Genomic DNA, 18,432 nt, shown 5'->3' on the forward strand with positions numbered 1-18,432 from the left:
CGACGATCCACGCCTCTGCCCCTTCTGGTCCGCCGAGCGGCGGTGAATGTGGTTGCGCTCAGGGCGCCCTTGGCTTGTCTGGCGTCGTCGGCACGACCGGACTTTCGAGCGTTTCGTAGCGATGGCGCAGGTCGACGCGCTTTCCGCCGGCGGCGGCCTCGGCGACCGCCAGGGTCGCGATCAGGCTTCGCGCGCCGTCCTCGACCGGCTGCAATGACTGCGCCTTGCCGCGAATGATGTCGCGGAAATGATCGAGCTGGGCGAGGTAAGGATCGAGCGACGAGGCATGGATGCGCTGGGCCTGGATCGGCTTGTTCCAGTCCTGCGCGCCGCCGGCTTGCGACCATTGCACCAGCGCCGGAAATTCGATCGATCCGCTGCGACCGAGGAAGCGGTAATTGCTCTCGCCGCTGAACGGGAATTCGGGGGCTTCGCCGAGCCCCTGCTCGGAGGTCCAGGGCGAGACGGCGCTGTCGCTGATGAAGAAGGTGCCGAGCGCGCCGCTGTCGAATGCGATCAGCGCCGCGGCGGTATCCTCGACCGCAAAGCCGCGCTGGCGGTTCGACGCAATCGCTTCCACCGCGACGATCTCGCCGACGGTGAAGCGCAGGAAGTCGATCTCGTGGATGAGGTTGATCAGGATCGGACCGCCGCCGGCCTGTGAACGCCACGGCGCGGTCTCGAAATAGGCGGCCGGCTTGTGCGTGGCCCAGATCGCGGATACCCCGACGACATCACCGATCCGCCGTTCCCCCAACGCGGCTTTGAGCGTCTTGACCTGCTGATGGTGACGGCGATGATGCCCGACCAGCGACTGGATGCCGGCCTTGCGCACCTCGGCAATCAGGCTGGCCGCGGTCTCCACCGTATCGGTGACCGGCTTCTCGATCAGGATGTGAATGCCACGCCTGGCGCATTCAACGCCCTGCTCCGCATGAAGCTGGTTGGGCGAGGCGATGATCACGGCCTCCGGCCGCGCCTCGTCGAGCAGTTTCCGGTAGTCGGCAAAGACGGGGGTCCCGGGATAATCGGCGGCGACCCGGTCGGCATTCACGTCCGCGATGCCAACGAGGTCGTAATCGTCTCGCCCGGCCAGCTTGGCGAGGTGTTTTCGTCCGATCAGTCCGGCGCCGATGACAGCTATGGTGATGGTCTTCATCTCACACAGTCCGATCTGGATTGGGCCGCCGCGGCCGGGCGCGAGAAACCCTGCTCAGGCCAAGCGTCGGCCCGGCTGGGGCGACAGCCTCGACCTTAGCATCGATCGCCGGAACCACATCGCCTGCCGCACGCGCCTTCGTCATTTCGCCGCAGGGGTTCCCCATCTCGCCGGCATTGCCGCCTTGACCGCGATGCAAGATGATGGGCCGCCGGCGACGACTAGTCTTTGCGAAGTGGAGCTCATCCGATGAACGAAAACGACATCCGCGAGGCGATTGCGGAGGTGAAGCAAGGCACGCTGTCGCGGCGCGCGTTCATCCGGACCATGGCTGCGGTGGGGATCGCAGCACCGCTCGCGAGCCAGATCCTGAGCTGGAACGACGTGGCGATGGCGGATGCCACCTTGCCGTACAAGCCGACCAAGGCCGGCGGCGGCGGCCCGCTGAAGATCCTGATCTGGCAGGCCCCCACTCTGCTCAATCCGCATTTCGCGATCGGGACCAAGGACCAGGTCGCCTCGCGCATCTTCTTCGAGCCGCTCGCCGGCTGGGACAAGGAGGGCAACCTCGTCCCCTGCCTCGCCGCGGAGGTTCCGACCAAGGCGAATGGCGGCCTCTCGGCGGATGGCACCAGCGTGATCTGGAAGCTGAAGCAGGGCGTGCGGTGGCATGATGGCAAGCCCTTCACCGCCGACGACGTCGTCTTCACCTGGGCTTACGCTGCGGATCTGGCGACCGCCGCCTACACCACGGGGTCCTACCAGAACATCAAGGTCGAGAAGATCGACGACCACACCGTGAAGGTGATCTTCAAGGCCCCGACCCCGTTCTGGGCCGATCCCTTTGTCGGCTCGGTCGGCCAGATCCTGCCAAAACATCATTTCGGCGACTATGCCGGCGCCAAGTCGCGCGAAGCGCCGGGCAATCTGAAGCCGGTCGGCACCGGTCCGTACAAATTCGTCGAGTTCAAGCCGGGCGATCTGATCCTGGCCGAGCGCAATCCCGATTATCACGTCAAGAACCAGCCGTATTTCGACACGCTGGAGGTCAAGGGCGGCGGCGATGCGGTCTCGGCGGCGCGCGCGGTGCTGCAGACCGGCGAATACGACTATGCGTGGAACCTGCTGGTGGAGGACGAGGTCCTCAAGCGCATGGAGGCCAGCGGCAAGGGCAAGGTGGAGTTCACGCTTTCCGGCGGCATCGAGTTCGTCATCCTCAACACCACGGACCCGTGGACCGACGTCGACGGCGAGCGGTCCAGCGTCAAGACCAGGCACCCGACGCTGTCCGATCCGGCCGTTCGCCGGGCGATCAACCTCTTGATCGATCGCGAGGCGATCCAGAAATTCATCTACGGCCGTGCCGCCGTCGCAACGGCGAGCTTCGTCAACCAGCCCAGCCAGTTCAAGTCGGGCAAGCTGAAATACGCGTTCGACGTCGACAAGGCGAACAAGATTCTCGACGAGGCCGGCTGGAAGATGGGCGCGGACGGCATCCGCGAGAAGGACGGCAAGAAGCTCAAATACGTCTTCCAGACCTCGATCAACGCGCCGCGCCAGAAGACGCAGGCCATCATCAAGCAGGCCTGCCAGAAGGCCGGCATCGAGATCGAGCTCAAATCGGTCACCGCATCGGTGTTCTTCTCGTCCGACGTCGGCAACCCCGACACCTACTCGAAATTCTATGCCGACATGGAGATGTACAACGCGACGCAGCCGCAGCCTGATCCGGAGCGCTTCCTGAACCAGTGCGTCTCCTGGGAGATATCGACCAAGGAGAACAAGTGGCTGGGCCGCAACGTCTCGCGCTGGTCCGATCCCGAGGCGGACAAGGCCTACAAGGCCGCGCAAAGCGAGCTCGACCCGGTCAAGCGCGCAGCGCTGCTGATCAAGGTCAACGAGATCTTCTGTGAAGCCAACGTGCTGGTGCCGCTGCTCTCGCGCAACATCGTCGGCGGCGCCGTCAACAGCCTCATGACCGACATCTCGGGCTGGGACGTCACGACGTGGAATCTGGCGAGTTGGTATCGGAGCTCGTAGGTCGTAGGATCGCCACCCTCTTGTCCCGGACAAGCTGCAACGCGCAAGCGTTGCGGCGCAGAACCGAAGGAGCGCTGCGCTGCGTCCGGGGCACGAGAGAGCAATTCGTTTCGCATCCATTATCTATTCACAGACATGCCTTCCCGTTCTCGCGGCGCATTTCGCCCGAGCTTTGCTTTATCTCTTCACCCTCTTGACCAAGATGGCACAGGGAAGGCCGGATGCCGACCTCGCACCCGCGGTCCGCTGCGCGAAACGCACACGCAGGAGAACCGCACAGCAGCATACAGGTGGTGCCGATCACTCGGCCTTCCCTGCGCGATGGTCGGACGGCTTATGCCGTGCTCTCCCGGGAGCCGAACTTTCCTCCTGGCCTCCCTCGCCCCGCGAATTGACGATGCTGTCCGCCCGGTTGGGCTCGCACACATCTTCGCGAAGGCTTGCATGCGGGAAGATTGGTCGCGCCGCGATATGCCCTCAGCCGAGGGCCTGGCTTGCCAGGGCATAGGTTACGGGCACGTCCCCGGAACGCTCATTGGGATCGCGGAAGTGTCCTCCCAACGACATCGTCGTAACGGTATCGAAGACCGCCAGGCCCGAGCGAGCGACGAAGGAGGAAAACTCCCCCTCGGCAAGGTGCGTATCGAGCCTCAGAAACTCTCCATCATGGGCCATCACATGCGGCGCCACCACTGCGATCGCGTCCCTGTCGTTCGACGCCACGACAGGTCCGATCACGTGCCCTCGCCCAAACGGACGGCAGAGCGCAAAGGCCTCGAGGCGGCCACGCCGGTAGAGGCCAAAGCCAATGGATTGCTGCAGGAGAGCTGCGAGCAGCTCCGTGCGGCACGCACCAAACCCCTGCGCATCGAGTTCGGCGATGGCCGCAACATCGACCTGGTCCAGGCGGCGCAGCTCGGCTCCCTCGGGAAACCGCGGCATCTCATCGAGCCGCTGCACTTCGGCCTGACGTTGAAACACCGTCCTCTCGAGACGAAAGCCGAGCGACAGATAGAGTTTGCGCGCGGCACGCGTCGCATTGAGGCGCAGATTGCGTCCCCCGCATTCGGACAGAACGCGCGCCATCAGCCACTGCGCGGTGCCAAGGGCCTGAAGACGCGGAGAAGTGATGACCATCGCAACGGTGGCAAAGTCCGAACCATGGGGAAACCACATGGCCGATCCGAGGACACGTCCGATCTCGTCGTGCGCCACGATGCCGTGGCCAACCTCGCGCAGGAACTGCCAGTCCTCGGCGCGATGCGGCCAGCCGACGCCGATCGAGAGCGCGTGAAGCCGGTCCAGCTCGACCGTATCGATATCGGCCGCACGTGCCTCAAAGGCATCGACCGTGAACGAACTGGAAATGCGCCTTCCCATGGCTCCCTCTCGATGAGCCCAATATCGATCGAATGATCTCACTCCGGGCGCACTCCAGCGGCCCGGGCGAGACCAGCATAAACCATGCGTCGCCGCAGAATGCATTTCAAAATGACCGCTGCGCGAAACAATCCACCAAATCGCAATGGCATTCGGCACCGGGCGAAGTTCCGGCTCCGATAGCATGGCTCAATCCGGCAAGCTCGCCAATCCCCGCGCGTCCGAAATTCGACAATGACCTTTCTCTTCAATTCCGACGCACAGCGCGGAGCCGTTTTCCGTGAGGCCTTCGCGCGCGAGCTCCCACACATGGCCTTCGCGATCGGTCCGGCCACGGTCCCTCCAGACGACATACGTCATATCATTACATGGTCCGTCCCCGAGGCACTGGAACGATATCGTAACCTCGAGATCCTGTTCTCGGTCGGCGCGGGCATCGATCAATTTCCGCTGACGGCGATCCCATCCGGGGTGAAGGTGGTCCGGATGGTGGAGGACGGCATCATCCGGATGATGCAGGAATATGTCACCCTCGCGGTGCTGGCGCTTCACCGCAACCTCCCGGCCTATCTTGATTTGCAGCGACGCCGCGAATGGCGGGCTCTGCCGCAGAAGCAGGCCGCCGACCGGCGGGTCGGGCTGCTCGGACTTGGCGTGCTCGGCCGCGCCGTGCTGGAAAGCCTGAAGCCTTTCGGCTTCCGCCTGAGCGGCTGGAGCCGTTCGGCCAAGACGATCAAAGGCGTTGCAACATATGGCGGCGATGCCGGTCTCAGCCAGATGCTCGGCGAGACCGACATCCTCGTCTGCCTGCTGCCTCTCACCGCGGCCACGCGCGGCATCCTGAACCGCGAGCTTCTTGCGCAGTTGCCGAACGGCGCGAGCCTCGTCCACGCCGGGCGCGGCGCGCAGCTCGATTCCCATGCACTCCTTGCTGCCCTCGACGCAGGTCGGCTCGCCGGCGCGGTCATCGACGTTACCGAACCGGAGCCGCTGCCCAGCGATCATGCCTTGTGGGCCCATCCGAAAGTGCTACTGACCCCGCATGTCGCAGGTGTAACCCAGGCGGACACCGCCGCTCGCGCGGTCATCGACAACATCAAGCGCCATGAAGCGGGCCTCGACCTCGTCGGGCTCGTGGATCGAACCCGCGGTTACTAAGAGGAGCCCAACTTGGAGGAGCCCAACTTGCTGCTGAAACGAATTGATCCCAACCCGGCTTTCGCCCCGAAAGAGTCCGGCCCGATGCCGGAGCGGCTCATTGCCGGCGCACCGCATTACAAGACGTGGGCGCAGGACGAGGCCAAGGGCGAACTCGTGCACACCGGCGTGTGGGAAGCAACGCCGGGCGAGACACGCTCGATCAAGGGAGAGACCTTCGAGTTCTGTCACATCCTCGCCGGTAAGATCGAGATCACGCCGGACGGCGGCGCCCCGATCACGTTCAAGGCCGGTGACAGCTTCGTCATGAAACCCGGATTTACGGGCGTGTGGAAGACGATCGAGACCGTCCGCAAGATCTACGTCACGGTGTCATGATCCCAGGCATCGCCCTCAACACCGGCATGGTGTCCCCGTTCGGCGGCATCAAGCAATCCGGCCTGGGGCGCGAGGGAGCGCAGCTCGGGATCGAGGAATACCTCGAGATGAGGACCTTCCACATCCGTGGATTGGGCTAAGCGGCCACGGAGCGGAGAAGGCGTACGTCCGCGCCCTCTCCGCCATCCCGGCAAAACGCTCAAGACAGATCAGCCCTCGATGCTCCGCAAGCGCGGGCGCGCATATGTCCCGGTCGGGCTACTGCACGCGATCAAGCAGCTTGTAGTACATTCCGACCAGCGGCAGGAACCATGGCTTGCCGAAATGGCCGGGCACGGCGGGCCAGTCGAGGCCCCTCATCGGGTTCTGATCTTCGCGTCCGAGCATCGCGTCGGCGATGGTCATGCCGAGATGGGTCGAGAGCTGCGCGCCATGGCCCGAATAGCCCATCGCATACCAGAGCCCGTCCTGATAGCCGGCGCGCGGAAAGCGATCGCTGGTCATGTCGACGAGTCCACCCCAGCAATAGTCGATCTCTACGCCGGCGAGTTGCGGGAAGATGCGCATGAGACCGTCGACGAGAATCGCACCGCTCTTTGCGTCCGAACGCTGATCGGATGTCGCCGAGAAGCGCGCGCGCCCGCCAAAGATCAGGCGATTGTCGGGAGCCAGCCGAAAATAATTGCCGACATTCATCGACGTGACGCAGGTGCGGTTGCCCGGCATGGCCGCCGCGATTTCGGCCGCGTCGAGCGGTCGGGTCGCGATGATGAAGCTGCCGACGGCAACGATGCGCCGCCGGAAATAACCGAAATTGGGCGTGGTATAGGCGCCGGTCGCCAGCAGCACCTGATCAGCGGTGACGCTGCCGCGCGACGTCGTCAGGCGATGGCGTGATCCTTCGCGCGCCTGCGCCGTGACCGGCGCGTTCTCGAAGATGACCGCACCGCGGCGCTTGGCCGCCTCGGCCAGCCCGACGCCGTAGCGCCCCATATGCATCATCGCGCTCTTCTTCGAGAGCATTGCGCCAAAGAAGGGCGAGCCGATCTCCAGGCTCAGATCCTTGGGCGAGAGCAACGCGGTCTCAGGATCGACCTCCCCGTGAACCGCATCGAAGTTCCGGGCAATGGCGTCGAAATGGTTCGGCTTGGAGGCGAGCTTCAGCTTGCCGGCGCGGCGGAAATCGCATGCGATGCCCTCCTCCGCGATCAGCGCCTCGAGCGTGTCGATCGAGGAATCGAGCGCGCGGTAAAGCGCAATGGCTCGCTCCCTGCCCAGTTCCGCCTTGGCGGCAAGATAGCTGTGCGCGAGACCATTGTTGAGATGGCCGCCGTTCCGGCCCGATGCGCCGCCGATCACCCGGTCCGCTTCGAGAACGACAACGTTCGTACCCGCCTTCGCGAGCTGGCGCGCAGCTCCAAGGCCCGTGAAGCCGCCACCGATGACCGCGACGTCATAATGCCCTTCGACCGAGCCTTCGGCGCCACCCGAAAAGCGTGGTGCGGTATCATGCCAATAAGGGACGTATTTCACCGCAGATCCCGCCAGCTCAGAGTCCGAACACGCCCGGCAGGCCGCCGATGTCCTTGATCTCGACATAGCCGTAATAGGGGTTGGCGGGCTCATGTCCCCGATTGACCCAGACCTTGTTCTTGATGCCGAGATCGTGCGCCGTCATCAGGTCGTAGCGGAACGACGAGGAGCAGTGCACCACGTCCTCCGGCCCGCAGCCGAGCGTATCGAACATGAATTCGAAGCCCTTCATCCGCGGCTTGTAGGACTGAGCCTGTTCGGCCGTGAGGGCAGCGTGAAACGGCGCGCCGAGCTTGGCCACGTTGGATGGCAGCTGCGCATTCATGGCGTTGGAGAGGATGACGAGCGGGATCTCCTTGGCGACCCTGGCAAGGCCCGTGGGAACGTCGGGATGCGGCCCCCAGCTCGGCACGCGGTCATAGACCATCTGCCCATGCTCGGATTTGAAGGCAACGCCATTGCGCTTGCACGCGCGCTCCAGCGCATTGTGAATCACGTCGGCATAGGGCTTCCAGTCGCCCAGAATTTCATCGAGCCGATACGCTGCGAAATCCCGCACCAGCGCCGCCATCTGCGCCTCAGGAAGATGCGCGCGAAAGATATCCTGCGCCGCCTCCGCCATCTGGAAATTCGTCAGCGTGCCATAGCAGTCGAAGGTCACGTATTTCGGGCGAAACTGGCTCATCATCCCTGTCCTGGTGCGGCTCGCGCAATGTCAGAGCCGCAACCATAGAGCGTCAATACGGCATAAGATGCGGCTTTTCCGCCGGCTGCGGTGGAAGATATCGTTCCCGGAGGGCCCTTTAGACGATCTGCACATCGCCGAAATACGAGACTGGGGCCGGACAGGAAAGCCAGTCTATGATCCAAAGCCAGTCTATGATCCAGAGCACCATCTCGCTCAGCACGTTCCGCCCTGAGCATCTCGAAGGTGCGTTGCGACTTTCACGTCAAGCCAGCTGGCCCCACCGCCTCGACGACTGGCAATTGGCCCTGGATATGAGCATGGGTTTCGTCGCGCTGGATGCCGATTCGGCGACCGTGCTCGGCACGGTTCTGATGACGCCCTACAAGCGGGACGTCGCAACCATCAATATGGTCATCGTCGATGAGGCCGCCCGCGGGCGCGGGTTGGGCCGCCAGCTCATGGAAGCAGTCATCGCGCTGGCGGGATCGCGCACGCTAAGGCTGATTGCAACGCGTGAGGGCGCGCCACTCTATCGGAAACTCGGCTTTTGGGAGACCGGATCGATCGTCCAGCATCAGGGACAAGCCCCGCGCGTTGCGTCGCCCGCCAAAGTCCGGCCGGCCGAGTCGCGCGATATCTTCGATATCCTCGAGCTCGATAGGAGCGCCTGCGGCGCAGACCGGAGAGATCTGCTGCGTGCGCTTGCGAAGGTCGGCCAATTGGCCGTGCTCGATCACGGCCAAGGAATCACTGGATTTGCGGTGTCGCGCACCTTCGGCAGAGGTGATGTGATCGGCCCGGTGGTTGCCGCGAGCGTGGATGACGGGAAAGCTCTGCTCGAATTTTTCATGGCCCGGAGCGAAGGGCGCTTCGTTCGCGTGGACACCGCCGAGGCCACCCAATTGGGCGCCTGGCTCGCGGACCGGGGACTGGCTCGCGTCGACGAGGGAATTGCCATGCAGCGCCCCCTCGTTGCGCGATCCAGCCGCGCGCCGTTCACCACATTTGCCCTCGCCAGCCAGGCTTTCGGATAAGCGGAGACTTGATGCTCAGCAATTCGCTCGTTGAACTCGATCGCGCCCATCTCATCCATCCCGTCGCGTCCTACCGCGGGCACGAAGCGGCCGGCGTCAAGGTGCTGAAGTCGGCCAGGGGAGCGACCGTGATGGACGCCTCCGGACATCAGCTGATCGACGGCTTCGCCGGGCTCTGGTGCGTCAATGCCGGCTATGGGCACGAGAGCATCGTTGCGGCCGCAGCCAGGCAGATGCAGGAGCTTCCCTATGCAACTGGCTATTTCGGCCTCGGATCGGAGCCCGCAATCAAGCTTGCCGCCGAATTGGCGCAGCGCGCGCCCGGCGACCTCAACCACGTCTATTTCACGCTCGGCGGTTCGGACGCGGTCGACAGCACGATCCGTTTCATCCGCTACTACTGGCACGCGCGGCGGGAGCCGCAGCGCGAACATTTCATCTCGGTCGAACAGGGGTATCACGGATCGTCGACCGTCGGCGCCGGGTTGACGGCCCTGCCCGCCTTCCACGCCGGGTTCGGCGTGCCGCTCAGCTGGCAGCACACGATCCCCTCGCACTATGTCTATCGCAATCCGGCCGGAGAGGACGGCGCCGCCATCATCGCAGCTTCGCTGGCGGCGCTCGATGCGAAAATCGAGCAACTCGGCGGCCCGCACCGCGTCGCCGCGTTCTACGCCGAACCAATCCAGGGCTCGGGCGGCGTGCTCGTGCCGCCGCAAGGCTGGATGAAGGCGATGCGCGAGCGATGCAAGACGCTTGGCATCCTTTTCGTCGCCGACGAGGTCATCACCGGCTTCGGCAGGACCGGACCATTATTCGCCTGCAGCGAGGACGACATCGTCCCCGACCTCATGACCGTCGCCAAGGGACTGACCTCCGGATACGTCCCGATGGGTGCCGTCCTCATGTCCGATCACGTCTACGACACGATCGCCGATGCGGCGGGCTCCAGCGCCGTCGGCCATGGCTACACCTACTCCGCGCATCCGGTCAGCGCCGCGGTCGCACTGGAAGTGCTGCGCCTCTATGAAGACGGCCTGCTTGCCAATGGCGCGAGGGCCGGTGCCCGCCTGATGGCAGGCCTTCAGTCGTTGAAGGATCATCCCCTCGTGGGAGACGTGCGCGGCCGCGGCATGCTGGCCGCCGTCGAGCTCGTCACCGACAAGCGACGCAAGACGCCGCTTCCCGCTACGGCCGAACCGGCAAAGCGCATCTTCGACCGCGCCTGGAAAAACGGCCTCGTCATCCGCGCCTTCCCGACCGGCGTGCTGGGCTATGCCCCGCCGCTCTGCTGCTCCGACTCCGAGATCGACGCGATCATCGAGCGCACCGCCAGGACGCTCGACGACACGCTGGCCGATGCCGAAGTTCGCGCCGCGCTGCAATATTAATAGGCATGCACAACGAGCCGGCTGGACGCAGGCTCGAAATACCAGAAACAGAGACATCTTCGCAATTTTGTGCCGTGGCCCGCAGTTTTTTCGGCCAAAGCCGCGGGACTATCCTGCGAGACTTCGATCGCGGGAAAGAATGCAGTCCTGAGTGGAGACGCGGCAATCGTCGTTACGATGGGCCGCGCCAGCCTCCACCACAACGGCGCGGCAGAACAATCTGCCGCTCACCGCAACACGAGCCGCAGCCGTAGCCAGCGAGGGGATTGACATGAGCGACACGACGAACTGGTCTTCTTCGGACGATGCCACGATCGAGAACGCTATTCGGCGCGGGGCTTCACGCCGCGACCTGCTCAAGCTGATGCTCGCCAATGGCGTGGCCATCGCTGCGGCCAGCACGATCTTCGGCCGCGCGTCGGAAGCGGTCGCGGCGGCACCCGTGAAGGGCGGCGCCCTGAAAGCCGCGGCCTGGTCCTCATCGACCGCCGACACGCTGGATCCCGCCAAAGCCTCGCTTTCGACCGACTATGTGCGCTGCTGCTCTTTCTACAATCGTCTGACGTTCCTCGACCAGAGCGGCGCGCCCCGCATGGAGCTCGCCGAGTCGATCGAGAGCGGCGATGCCAAGACCTGGACGATCAAGCTGAAGAAGGGCGTCACCTTCCACAGCGGCAAGGACCTCAGCGCCGACGACGTCATCTTTTCGCTGAAGCGCCATCTGGACAAGGCCACCGGATCGAAGGTCGCGGCGATCGCGTCCCAGATGACCGACTTCAAGGCGGTGGACAAGACGACCGTCGAGGTCACGCTGGCGAGCCCGAACGCGGACCTGCCGACGATCCTGTCCATGCATCACTTCATGATCGTTGCCGACGGCACCACCGATTTCTCCTCGGGCAACGGCACCGGTGCGTTCAAGTGCAAGCAGTTCACGCCCGGCGAGCGCTCGATCGGCGTGCGGAATACGAACTATTTCAAGGGCGGCCCGAACGTCGATTCATTCGAGTTCTTCGCCATCCCCGATGAAAACGCCCGCATCAACGCCCTGCTGTCCGGCGACATTCATCTCGGTGCCTCGATCAACCCGCGGTCGGTGCGCCTGCTCGACGGCAAGGAAGGCTTCGCGCTGTCCACGAGCACCTCGGGCACCTACACCGACCTGAACATCCGCATGGACATGGCCCCCGGCAACAACCGCGATTTCGTGGAGGGCATGAAATACGTCGTCAACCGCGAGCAGATCGTCAAATCGGCGCTGCGCGGCTTCGGCGTCGTCGGCAACGACCAGCCCGTATCGCCCACCAATGTCTACCACAATGCGGCTCTCAAGCCGAAAACGTTCGACCCGGACAAGGCCAAATTCCATTTCCAGAAGGCCGGCGTCCTCGGTCAGACCGTCGAGGTCATCACGTCAGAGGCGCCGGGGTCGGCCATCGACATGGCCATGATCATCCAGGCCTCGGCCGCGCAGATCGGCATGAAGCTCGACATGAAGCGCGTGCCCTCCGACGGCTACTGGAGCAATTACTGGCTGAAGGCGCCGATCCATTTCGGCAACATCAACCCGCGTCCGACCCCCGACATCCTGTTCTCCCTGCTCTACAAGTCGGATGCGCCCTGGAACGAGAGCCGCTTCGTCTCGGAGAAATTCGACAAGCTGCTGGTCGAGGCCCGCGGCTCGCTCGATCAGGCCAAGCGCCGCGAGATCTACAACGAGATGCAGGTGATGGTGTCGGAGCAGGCCGCCACCATCATTCCGGCCTACATCTCCAACGTGGACGCCATCAACGCCAAGCTGAAGGGACTGGAGCCCAATCCGCTCGGCGGCATGATGGGCTACGCTTTCGCCGAGTACGTCTGGCTGGCCGCCTGACCGGCGTATGGCGAGGTCACGGCTCGGGGCCTGACGTTGGAGCCCGAGCCGAGGAAGATGACCGGCGTGCTGCGGGAGCCCGAATGTGAAAAAGCAAGTTTCGTCGCTTGTGGTCAGCCGGCTTCTCATCGCCTTGATCACGCTCGTGATCGTTTCCTTCGCCGTCTTCTTTGCGACCGCGCTCCTGCCCGGCGATACCGCCACGATCCTGCTCGGGCAGTCCGCGACACCGGAAGCCGTCGAGGGCCTGCGCAAGGCGATGCACCTCGACGACCCCGCGATCATTCGATTCCTGAAATGGATGGCCGGCCTTTTCCAGGGTGATTTCGGCAAGTCCTATGCAAACAACGTCCCGGTAGCCGATCTGATACGCGGGCGGTTCGTCAACACGATGAAGCTCGCGGGGTTAACTGCCTCGATCGCCGTGCCGCTCGCGCTGACGCTCGGCATCACCGCCGCAATGTGGCGCGGCACGCTGTACGACCGCATCGTTACCATCGCAACCATCGGGATCATCTCGGTGCCGGAATTCATGATCGCGACGCTCGCGGTGCTGCTCTTCGCGGTCTACCTCAAATGGCTGCCGGCCCTCTCCCTCACCAACGAGGTCAAGTCGTTCCACGACCTGGTGCGGATCTACACCATGCCGGTCATGACGCTCACATTCGGCGTTTCGGCGCAGATGATCCGCATGACCCGCGCGGCCGTGGTCGAGACATTGAACGCGCCCTATGTCGAGATGGCGCTGCTCAAGGGCGCCTCGCGCCCCCGGATCGTGCTGCGACACGCACTGCCCAATGCGCTCGGTCCCATCGTCAATGCCGTCGCGCTCTCGCTGTCCTATCTGCTCGGCGGCGTCATCATCGTGGAGACCATTTTCAATTATCCCGGCGTCGCAAAGCTGATGGTCGATGCCGTTTCGACCCGCGACCTGCCGCTGATCCAGACATGCGCGATGATCTTCTGCCTGGGTTATCTGACCCTGATCACGGCTGCCGACATCATCGCCGTCCTGTCCAACCCGAGGCTCCGATGACGAATCCGGCCTCGTCACGCCTGCTGACCCAGCGATTGGGCTATCGCTTCAATCTCGTAGGCGTGTCGGCCCTTGGCGTCATCCTGCTCTGGGCCGGCGTCGCCCTGTTCGCCCCCCAGATCATCCCGCATTCCGTCGGCGAGATCGTCGATGCCGATTATTTCGGTCCCATGAGCCGGGAGCTGTGGTTGGGTTCCGACTATCTCGGCCGCGACATCTTTTCGCGCATCCTGATGGGCGCGCGCTACACGCTCGGCATCTCGCTCGCCGCCGTCTCCATCGCCTGCTTCACCGGCGTCGCGCTCGGCATGACTGCGGCCGTCGCCGGAGGCTGGATCGACAGCATGCTGAGCCGCTTTCTCGACGCGCTCAACTCCATACCCAGCAAGCTGTTCGGCCTCGTCGTGGTCGCCGCGGTCGGCTCGTCGATCCCCGCGCTGATCGGGACGCTGTCGGTGATCTACACGCCGGGCGCCTATCGCTTCGCCCGAGCTCTCGCCGTCAATGTCAACACGATGGACTTCATGGTGGTCGCCCGTATCAGGGGCGAACGCCTGCCCTATCTCATCGCCTCGGAGATTCTTCCCAACATCCTCGGCCCCGTGCTTGCCGATCTCGGCCTGCGCTTCGTCTTCATCGTGCTGCTGCTTTCCGGCCTGTCCTTTCTCGGGCTCGGCGTGCAACCGCCCCACGCCGACTGGGGCGCGCTGGTACGCGAGAACATCGCCGGCCTGCCCTTTGGCGCCCCGGCGGTGATTTTCCCATCGCTCGCCATCGCCAGCCTCACCATCAGTGTCAACCTTCTGATCGACAACCTGCCGCGCAGGATCCGCGACCGGGGCGCAGAGTGATGGGAAACCTCGTCGAGATCCGCAATCTCAGGGTTGAGGCAACGACCGACGCCGGCAGGCGGGTCGAGATCATCAAGGGTATCAGCCTCGACATCGCCGAAGGCAAGATCGTCGCCCTCATCGGCGAAAGCGGCTCGGGCAAGACCACCATCGCGATGACGCTCATGGGCTACGCGCGGCAGGGCTGCGCGATCACCGGCGGCGAGGTGCGGGTCGCCGGCGTCGACATGGTGAAGCTTTCGGAAGCGGAACGCGCCGGCATTCGCGGGACCAGCGTCGCCTACGTGCCGCAGAGCGCCGCAGCTGCCTTCAATCCTGCACTCACCATCATGGATCAGGTCGTCGAGGTGGCGCGGATCCACAAGCTCATGCCGGTGGCAGAGGCCCGGGCGAAAGCGCTGTCGCTGTTCAAGGCGCTGTCGCTGCCGGAGCCGGAAACGATCGGCAACCGCTATCCGCACCAGGTCTCCGGCGGCCAGCTGCAGCGCCTCGCCGCGGCGATGGCCCTGATCGGCCAGCCCAAGGTCGTCATCTTCGACGAACCCACCACGGCGCTCGATGTCACCACGCAAGTGGAGGTGTTGCGGGCATTCAAATCCGTCACGGCGCAGCACAACATCGCCGGCGTCTATGTCTCGCATGATCTCGCCGTGGTCGCGCAGATCGCCGACCGGATCGTCGTGCTCAAGGACGGCACGGTCCAGGAAACGGGGACGACCGATGATATTCTCGAGCACGCCCAGCACCCCTACACCAGGCAGCTGCTGGCCGCATTCAGGCCGAAGACCCGGCAGCGGGCGCCTGACGACGCGAGCGCGACGAAGCGCCCCCTGCTCGAGGTCGACAATCTGACGGTCGGCTACGGGCCCCGCTCGCGCGACGGACAGCCGCTGGTCAATGCCGTGCAGGCGGTCAGCCTCAAGCTCGATCGGGGGCGGAATCTCGGCATCATCGGCGAGTCCGGCTGCGGCAAGTCGACCCTTGCCAGGGCGATCGCCGGGATCCTGCCCGCTCATGCCGGCGACATCGTCTTCAACGGGCGCGAATTGGGCAAGGCGGGCCGCAACCGCACCCGTCACGAGCTGCGCCAGATCCAGATCGTGTTCCAGCATGCGGACACCGCGCTCAATCCGGCGAAGTCGGTGGACGACATCCTGAAGCGTCCGCTCACCTTCTACCACGGCATGAGGGGCAAGGCGCGCGATGCGCGCGTCAGCGAGCTGCTTGATCTCGTCCGTCTCCCCAAATCCGTGCGCCATCGATTGCCTGGAGAGCTGTCGGGCGGCCAGAAGCAGCGGGTGAATTTTGCCCGCGCCCTCGCCGCCGAGCCCATGCTCATCCTGTGCGACGAGATCACGTCGGCTCTCGATACGGTCGTGGCGGCCGCGGTGGTCGAGCTGCTGAAGGAATTGCAGCGTGAGCTCGGCATCTCCTATGTCTTCATCAGCCACGACCTGTCGGTCGTCGAGGCGATCTGCGACGAGATCATCGTGATGTATCGCGGCCAGAAGGTCGAGCAGATCGCCTCGACCGGGCTGGCGGCCCCGCAGCACCCCTACACGCGGCTGCTGTTCTCGTCCGTGCCCAAGCTCGATCCCGACTGGCTCGACAATCTGCAACAGAATGCCGACGAGCTGCGCGCCTATGGTCATCGGTAGGAACGGCCGGTGCCGCGGCCAATCAGGCCGGAAACAGGCTGGTCAGCGGCATCTGCGAGCGGACGATGGGCGACTTGAGGACGACGAAGCTGAAATATTTGTCGATGCCGATGTCCATGTCCGTCAAGCGCTCCATGATCGTCTGGTATTCGCCGATGCTGGCGGTGACGAACTTCAGCATGTAGTCGTAACCTCCCGAGACCAGATGGCACTCGATCAGCTGGTCGACCTTGTCGACCGCCGACAGGAAGCGGGCGAAGTCGATCTGCCTGTGGTTCTTCAACGTCACTTCGGTGAACACGGTGAGCGTCTGTCCGAGCTTGCGCACGTTGATCTGGGCTGCGTAACCCTCGATGTAGCCCTCGGTCTGAAGCCGCTTCACACGCATCAGGCAGGGGCTGGGCGACAGATTGACGAGTTCGGCGAGCTCGACATTGGTGATGCGGCCGTTCTTCTGGAGCTCATGGAGGATCTTGATGTCGATCCGATCCAGCTTCATTGACGTCTCTCCATCGCGCGCGCCGGAAGGCACAGCATAAAATTTGGCACAATGAGCCGAAAGCTCACTCATCCTGCATCCAGGGTCGATCATCGACGTCATATTGCCCGGCAAGGACACGTTTTGTGGCATGGCCAGGATACAGCATAAAATGCTGGACGGCCATCGAATCCAGCGCCGCCCGCGCCGACGGGCGACTTACGCTGCGAACGAGCGAAATCTAGGAAACCAGGATGCCCGCGCCACTCAGCCATATCGAGACCTCGCCGGATCTTCCCTCCAGCGCCGATGTGGTGGTCATCGGAGGCGGCATCATCGGGGTGTTCGCGGCCTATTATCTTGCCCTGCGTGGCCTCAGCGTCGCGCTCGTGGAAAAGGGCCGGATTGGAGCCGAGCAGTCGAGCCGCAACTGGGGCTGGTGCCGCCAGCAGAACCGCGATGCCCGCGAGTTGCCGATCGCGACCAGGAGCCTGGACTTGTGGGAGAGCTTCGGCGCCGACAGCGGCGAGAGCACAGGCTTCTCCCGCTGCGGCCTTCTGTACCTCAGCAACGACGAGGCCGAACTCGCGGGCTGGGCGCGCTGGCGCGACTTCGCGCGAACGGTCGGCGTCACCACGCACATGCTCGATGCGACCGCGGCAACGCAGCGCGGAGCCGCGACCGGGCGCGCCTGGAAGGGCGGCGTCTTCTCGCCGACCGACGGCATCGCCGATCCCGCCAATGCAGCGCCGGCGGTGGCGCGGGCGATGCTCAGGCGCGGCGGCACCGTGCACCAGATGTGCGCGGCGCGCGGATTGGAGACCGAGGGCGGCCGCGTGAGCGCCGTCGTGACAGAGCGCGGCGCCATTCGCACGCGTGTCGCCATATTGGCGGGCGGCGCATGGTCCTCGTCGTTCTGCCATCAGGCCGGCATCCGCCTTCCGCTCGCTTCGATCCGATCGTCCATTCTGTCCGTCTCGGGTGATGCAAAAGGCCTGCCGGACGCGCTCCACACCTCCGCCATTTCGGTGACGAAACGCGGCGATGGCGGTTACACACTCGCCATCAGTGGCCGTGGCCGCATCGATCCGACGGCCCAGCAGCTCCGCTTCGCCCCGCAATTCCTGCCGATGTTCCTGCGCCGGTGGCGCAGCCTGCTCCCCGGCGGCCTCGAAGGCGCGAGGTCGGGACATGAAACGCTGCGCCGTTGGCGCCTCGATGGCCCGACCCCGATGGAGCGCGTTCGTATTCTGGACCCCGCACCCGATCAAAACACGATCGAACTCACGCATCGGCGCGCCCTCGAATTGCTGCCGGCGCTGAGGGACACGAAGATCACCGCCGCATGGGGCGGCTACATCGATTCGACGCCTGACGGCGTGCCGGTCATCGGCGAGGTGTCGCGTTTCCCCGGTTTGATATTGGCTGCGGGCTTCAGCGGCCACGGCTTTGGCATCGGTCCAGGGGCGGGCCATTTGATCGCCGACATCGCAACTGGCGCGGCGCCAATCGTGGATCCAAGGCCCTACCGGCCGGATCGCTTTGCCGGACTTGCGGTCGGGAAGGTCTCCGATTTCTAGGAATCGGCGCCGAGAGGCGCGCTGCCGCGACGTGCGATCGCGATGCGGAATTTCATCTGCGGACAATGGACACACCTTCGCGTTCCCGCGGCGCATTTCGCCCGAGCTTTGCTTCATCTCTCCACCCTCATAACCAAGAGGGCGCAGGGAAGGCCGGGTGCTGACCTCGCACCCGCGGTCCGCTGCGCGAAA

15 protein-coding genes and 1 pseudogene are annotated in these 18,432 nt (G+C 64.3%); 11 read left to right on the plus strand and 5 right to left on the minus strand.

The window, feature by feature from the left end; all coding sequences use genetic code 11:
- Window positions 1-58: 58 nt before the first annotated feature.
- Window positions 59-1,159 (minus strand): Gfo/Idh/MocA family protein, encoded by a 1,101-nt coding sequence (locus AC1RUR_RS37175; protein ID WP_492853096.1) that lies wholly within the window; start codon window positions 1,157-1,159, stop codon window positions 59-61.
- Window positions 1,160-1,408: 249 nt separating this feature from the next.
- Here AC1RUR_RS37175 and AC1RUR_RS37180 point away from each other — a divergent pair, with 249 nt between their 5' ends.
- Window positions 1,409-3,199: a peptide ABC transporter substrate-binding protein gene (locus AC1RUR_RS37180; protein ID WP_492853097.1), complete on the plus strand. Its 1,791-nt coding sequence runs from the start codon at window positions 1,409-1,411 to the stop codon at window positions 3,197-3,199.
- A gap of 477 nt (window positions 3,200-3,676) precedes the next feature.
- On the opposite strand, the gene AC1RUR_RS37185 is transcribed toward AC1RUR_RS37180, so the two are convergent.
- A complete protein-coding gene (locus AC1RUR_RS37185; protein WP_492853098.1) occupies window positions 3,677-4,579 on the minus strand; it encodes a GNAT family N-acetyltransferase in 903 nt (300 codons plus the stop codon).
- A gap of 234 nt (window positions 4,580-4,813) precedes the next feature.
- Between AC1RUR_RS37185 and AC1RUR_RS37190 the strand changes: the two genes are divergently transcribed.
- The 3 genes and pseudogenes from AC1RUR_RS37190 to AC1RUR_RS37200 all read left to right on the plus strand — a co-directional run.
- A complete protein-coding gene (locus tag AC1RUR_RS37190; RefSeq protein ID WP_492853099.1) occupies window positions 4,814-5,737 on the plus strand; it encodes a 2-hydroxyacid dehydrogenase in 924 nt (307 codons plus the stop codon).
- Between the two features lie 84 nt (window positions 5,738-5,821).
- Window positions 5,822-6,115, plus strand: coding sequence for a cupin domain-containing protein (locus AC1RUR_RS37195; protein WP_492853110.1), 294 nt, complete (start codon window positions 5,822-5,824; stop codon window positions 6,113-6,115).
- A gap of 8 nt (window positions 6,116-6,123) precedes the next feature.
- Window positions 6,124-6,255, plus strand: a pseudogene (locus AC1RUR_RS37200) (aldehyde dehydrogenase family protein); the annotation flags it as partial.
- 118 nt (window positions 6,256-6,373) lie between these two features.
- Here the strand turns inward: AC1RUR_RS37200 and AC1RUR_RS37205 are convergent.
- Both AC1RUR_RS37205 and AC1RUR_RS37210 read right to left on the minus strand, forming a co-directional pair.
- The gene (locus AC1RUR_RS37205) at window positions 6,374-7,648 is read right to left on the minus strand and encodes an NAD(P)/FAD-dependent oxidoreductase (RefSeq protein WP_492853100.1); all 1,275 of its coding nucleotides are present in this window, start codon (window positions 7,646-7,648) and stop codon (window positions 6,374-6,376) included.
- Between the two features lie 16 nt (window positions 7,649-7,664).
- Window positions 7,665-8,333 (minus strand): haloacid dehalogenase type II, encoded by a 669-nt coding sequence (locus tag AC1RUR_RS37210; RefSeq protein ID WP_492853101.1) that lies wholly within the window; start codon window positions 8,331-8,333, stop codon window positions 7,665-7,667.
- Window positions 8,334-8,527: 194 nt separating this feature from the next.
- On the opposite strand from AC1RUR_RS37210, the gene AC1RUR_RS37215 reads away from it, so the two are divergent.
- From AC1RUR_RS37215 to AC1RUR_RS37240, 6 genes are all read left to right on the plus strand, one after another.
- Window positions 8,528-9,370, plus strand: coding sequence for a GNAT family N-acetyltransferase (locus tag AC1RUR_RS37215; RefSeq protein ID WP_492853111.1), 843 nt, complete (start codon window positions 8,528-8,530; stop codon window positions 9,368-9,370).
- A gap of 11 nt (window positions 9,371-9,381) precedes the next feature.
- Entirely contained in the window at window positions 9,382-10,761 is a 1,380-nt protein-coding gene (locus tag AC1RUR_RS37220) for an aspartate aminotransferase family protein (RefSeq protein WP_492853102.1), read from the plus strand.
- Between the two features lie 271 nt (window positions 10,762-11,032).
- Window positions 11,033-12,637: an ABC transporter substrate-binding protein gene (locus AC1RUR_RS37225; RefSeq protein ID WP_492853103.1), complete on the plus strand. Its 1,605-nt coding sequence runs from the start codon at window positions 11,033-11,035 to the stop codon at window positions 12,635-12,637.
- Between the two features lie 85 nt (window positions 12,638-12,722).
- Window positions 12,723-13,673 (plus strand): ABC transporter permease, encoded by a 951-nt coding sequence (locus AC1RUR_RS37230; protein ID WP_492853104.1) that lies wholly within the window; start codon window positions 12,723-12,725, stop codon window positions 13,671-13,673.
- Window positions 13,670-14,524 (plus strand): ABC transporter permease, encoded by an 855-nt coding sequence (locus AC1RUR_RS37235; protein ID WP_492853105.1) that lies wholly within the window; start codon window positions 13,670-13,672, stop codon window positions 14,522-14,524. The genes AC1RUR_RS37230 and AC1RUR_RS37235 overlap by 4 nt, the downstream gene beginning before the upstream one ends.
- Window positions 14,524-16,182, plus strand: coding sequence for an ABC transporter ATP-binding protein (locus AC1RUR_RS37240; RefSeq protein WP_492853106.1), 1,659 nt, complete (start codon window positions 14,524-14,526; stop codon window positions 16,180-16,182). The genes AC1RUR_RS37235 and AC1RUR_RS37240 overlap by 1 nt, the downstream gene beginning before the upstream one ends.
- A 22-nt stretch (window positions 16,183-16,204) precedes the next feature.
- Here AC1RUR_RS37240 and AC1RUR_RS37245 read toward each other — a convergent pair whose 3' ends face one another.
- Window positions 16,205-16,681: an Lrp/AsnC family transcriptional regulator gene (locus tag AC1RUR_RS37245; protein WP_492853107.1), complete on the minus strand. Its 477-nt coding sequence runs from the start codon at window positions 16,679-16,681 to the stop codon at window positions 16,205-16,207.
- A 233-nt stretch (window positions 16,682-16,914) separates the two neighbouring features.
- Here AC1RUR_RS37245 and AC1RUR_RS37250 point away from each other — a divergent pair, with 233 nt between their 5' ends.
- Window positions 16,915-18,240 carry an NAD(P)/FAD-dependent oxidoreductase gene (locus AC1RUR_RS37250; RefSeq protein ID WP_492853108.1) on the plus strand — a complete coding sequence of 442 codons (1,326 nt, stop codon included), beginning with the start codon at window positions 16,915-16,917 and terminating at the stop codon, window positions 18,238-18,240.
- Window positions 18,241-18,432: the final 192 nt, after the last annotated feature.

The sequence above is a fragment of the Bradyrhizobium sp. GW821-FHT12B03 genome (assembly GCF_058807535.1).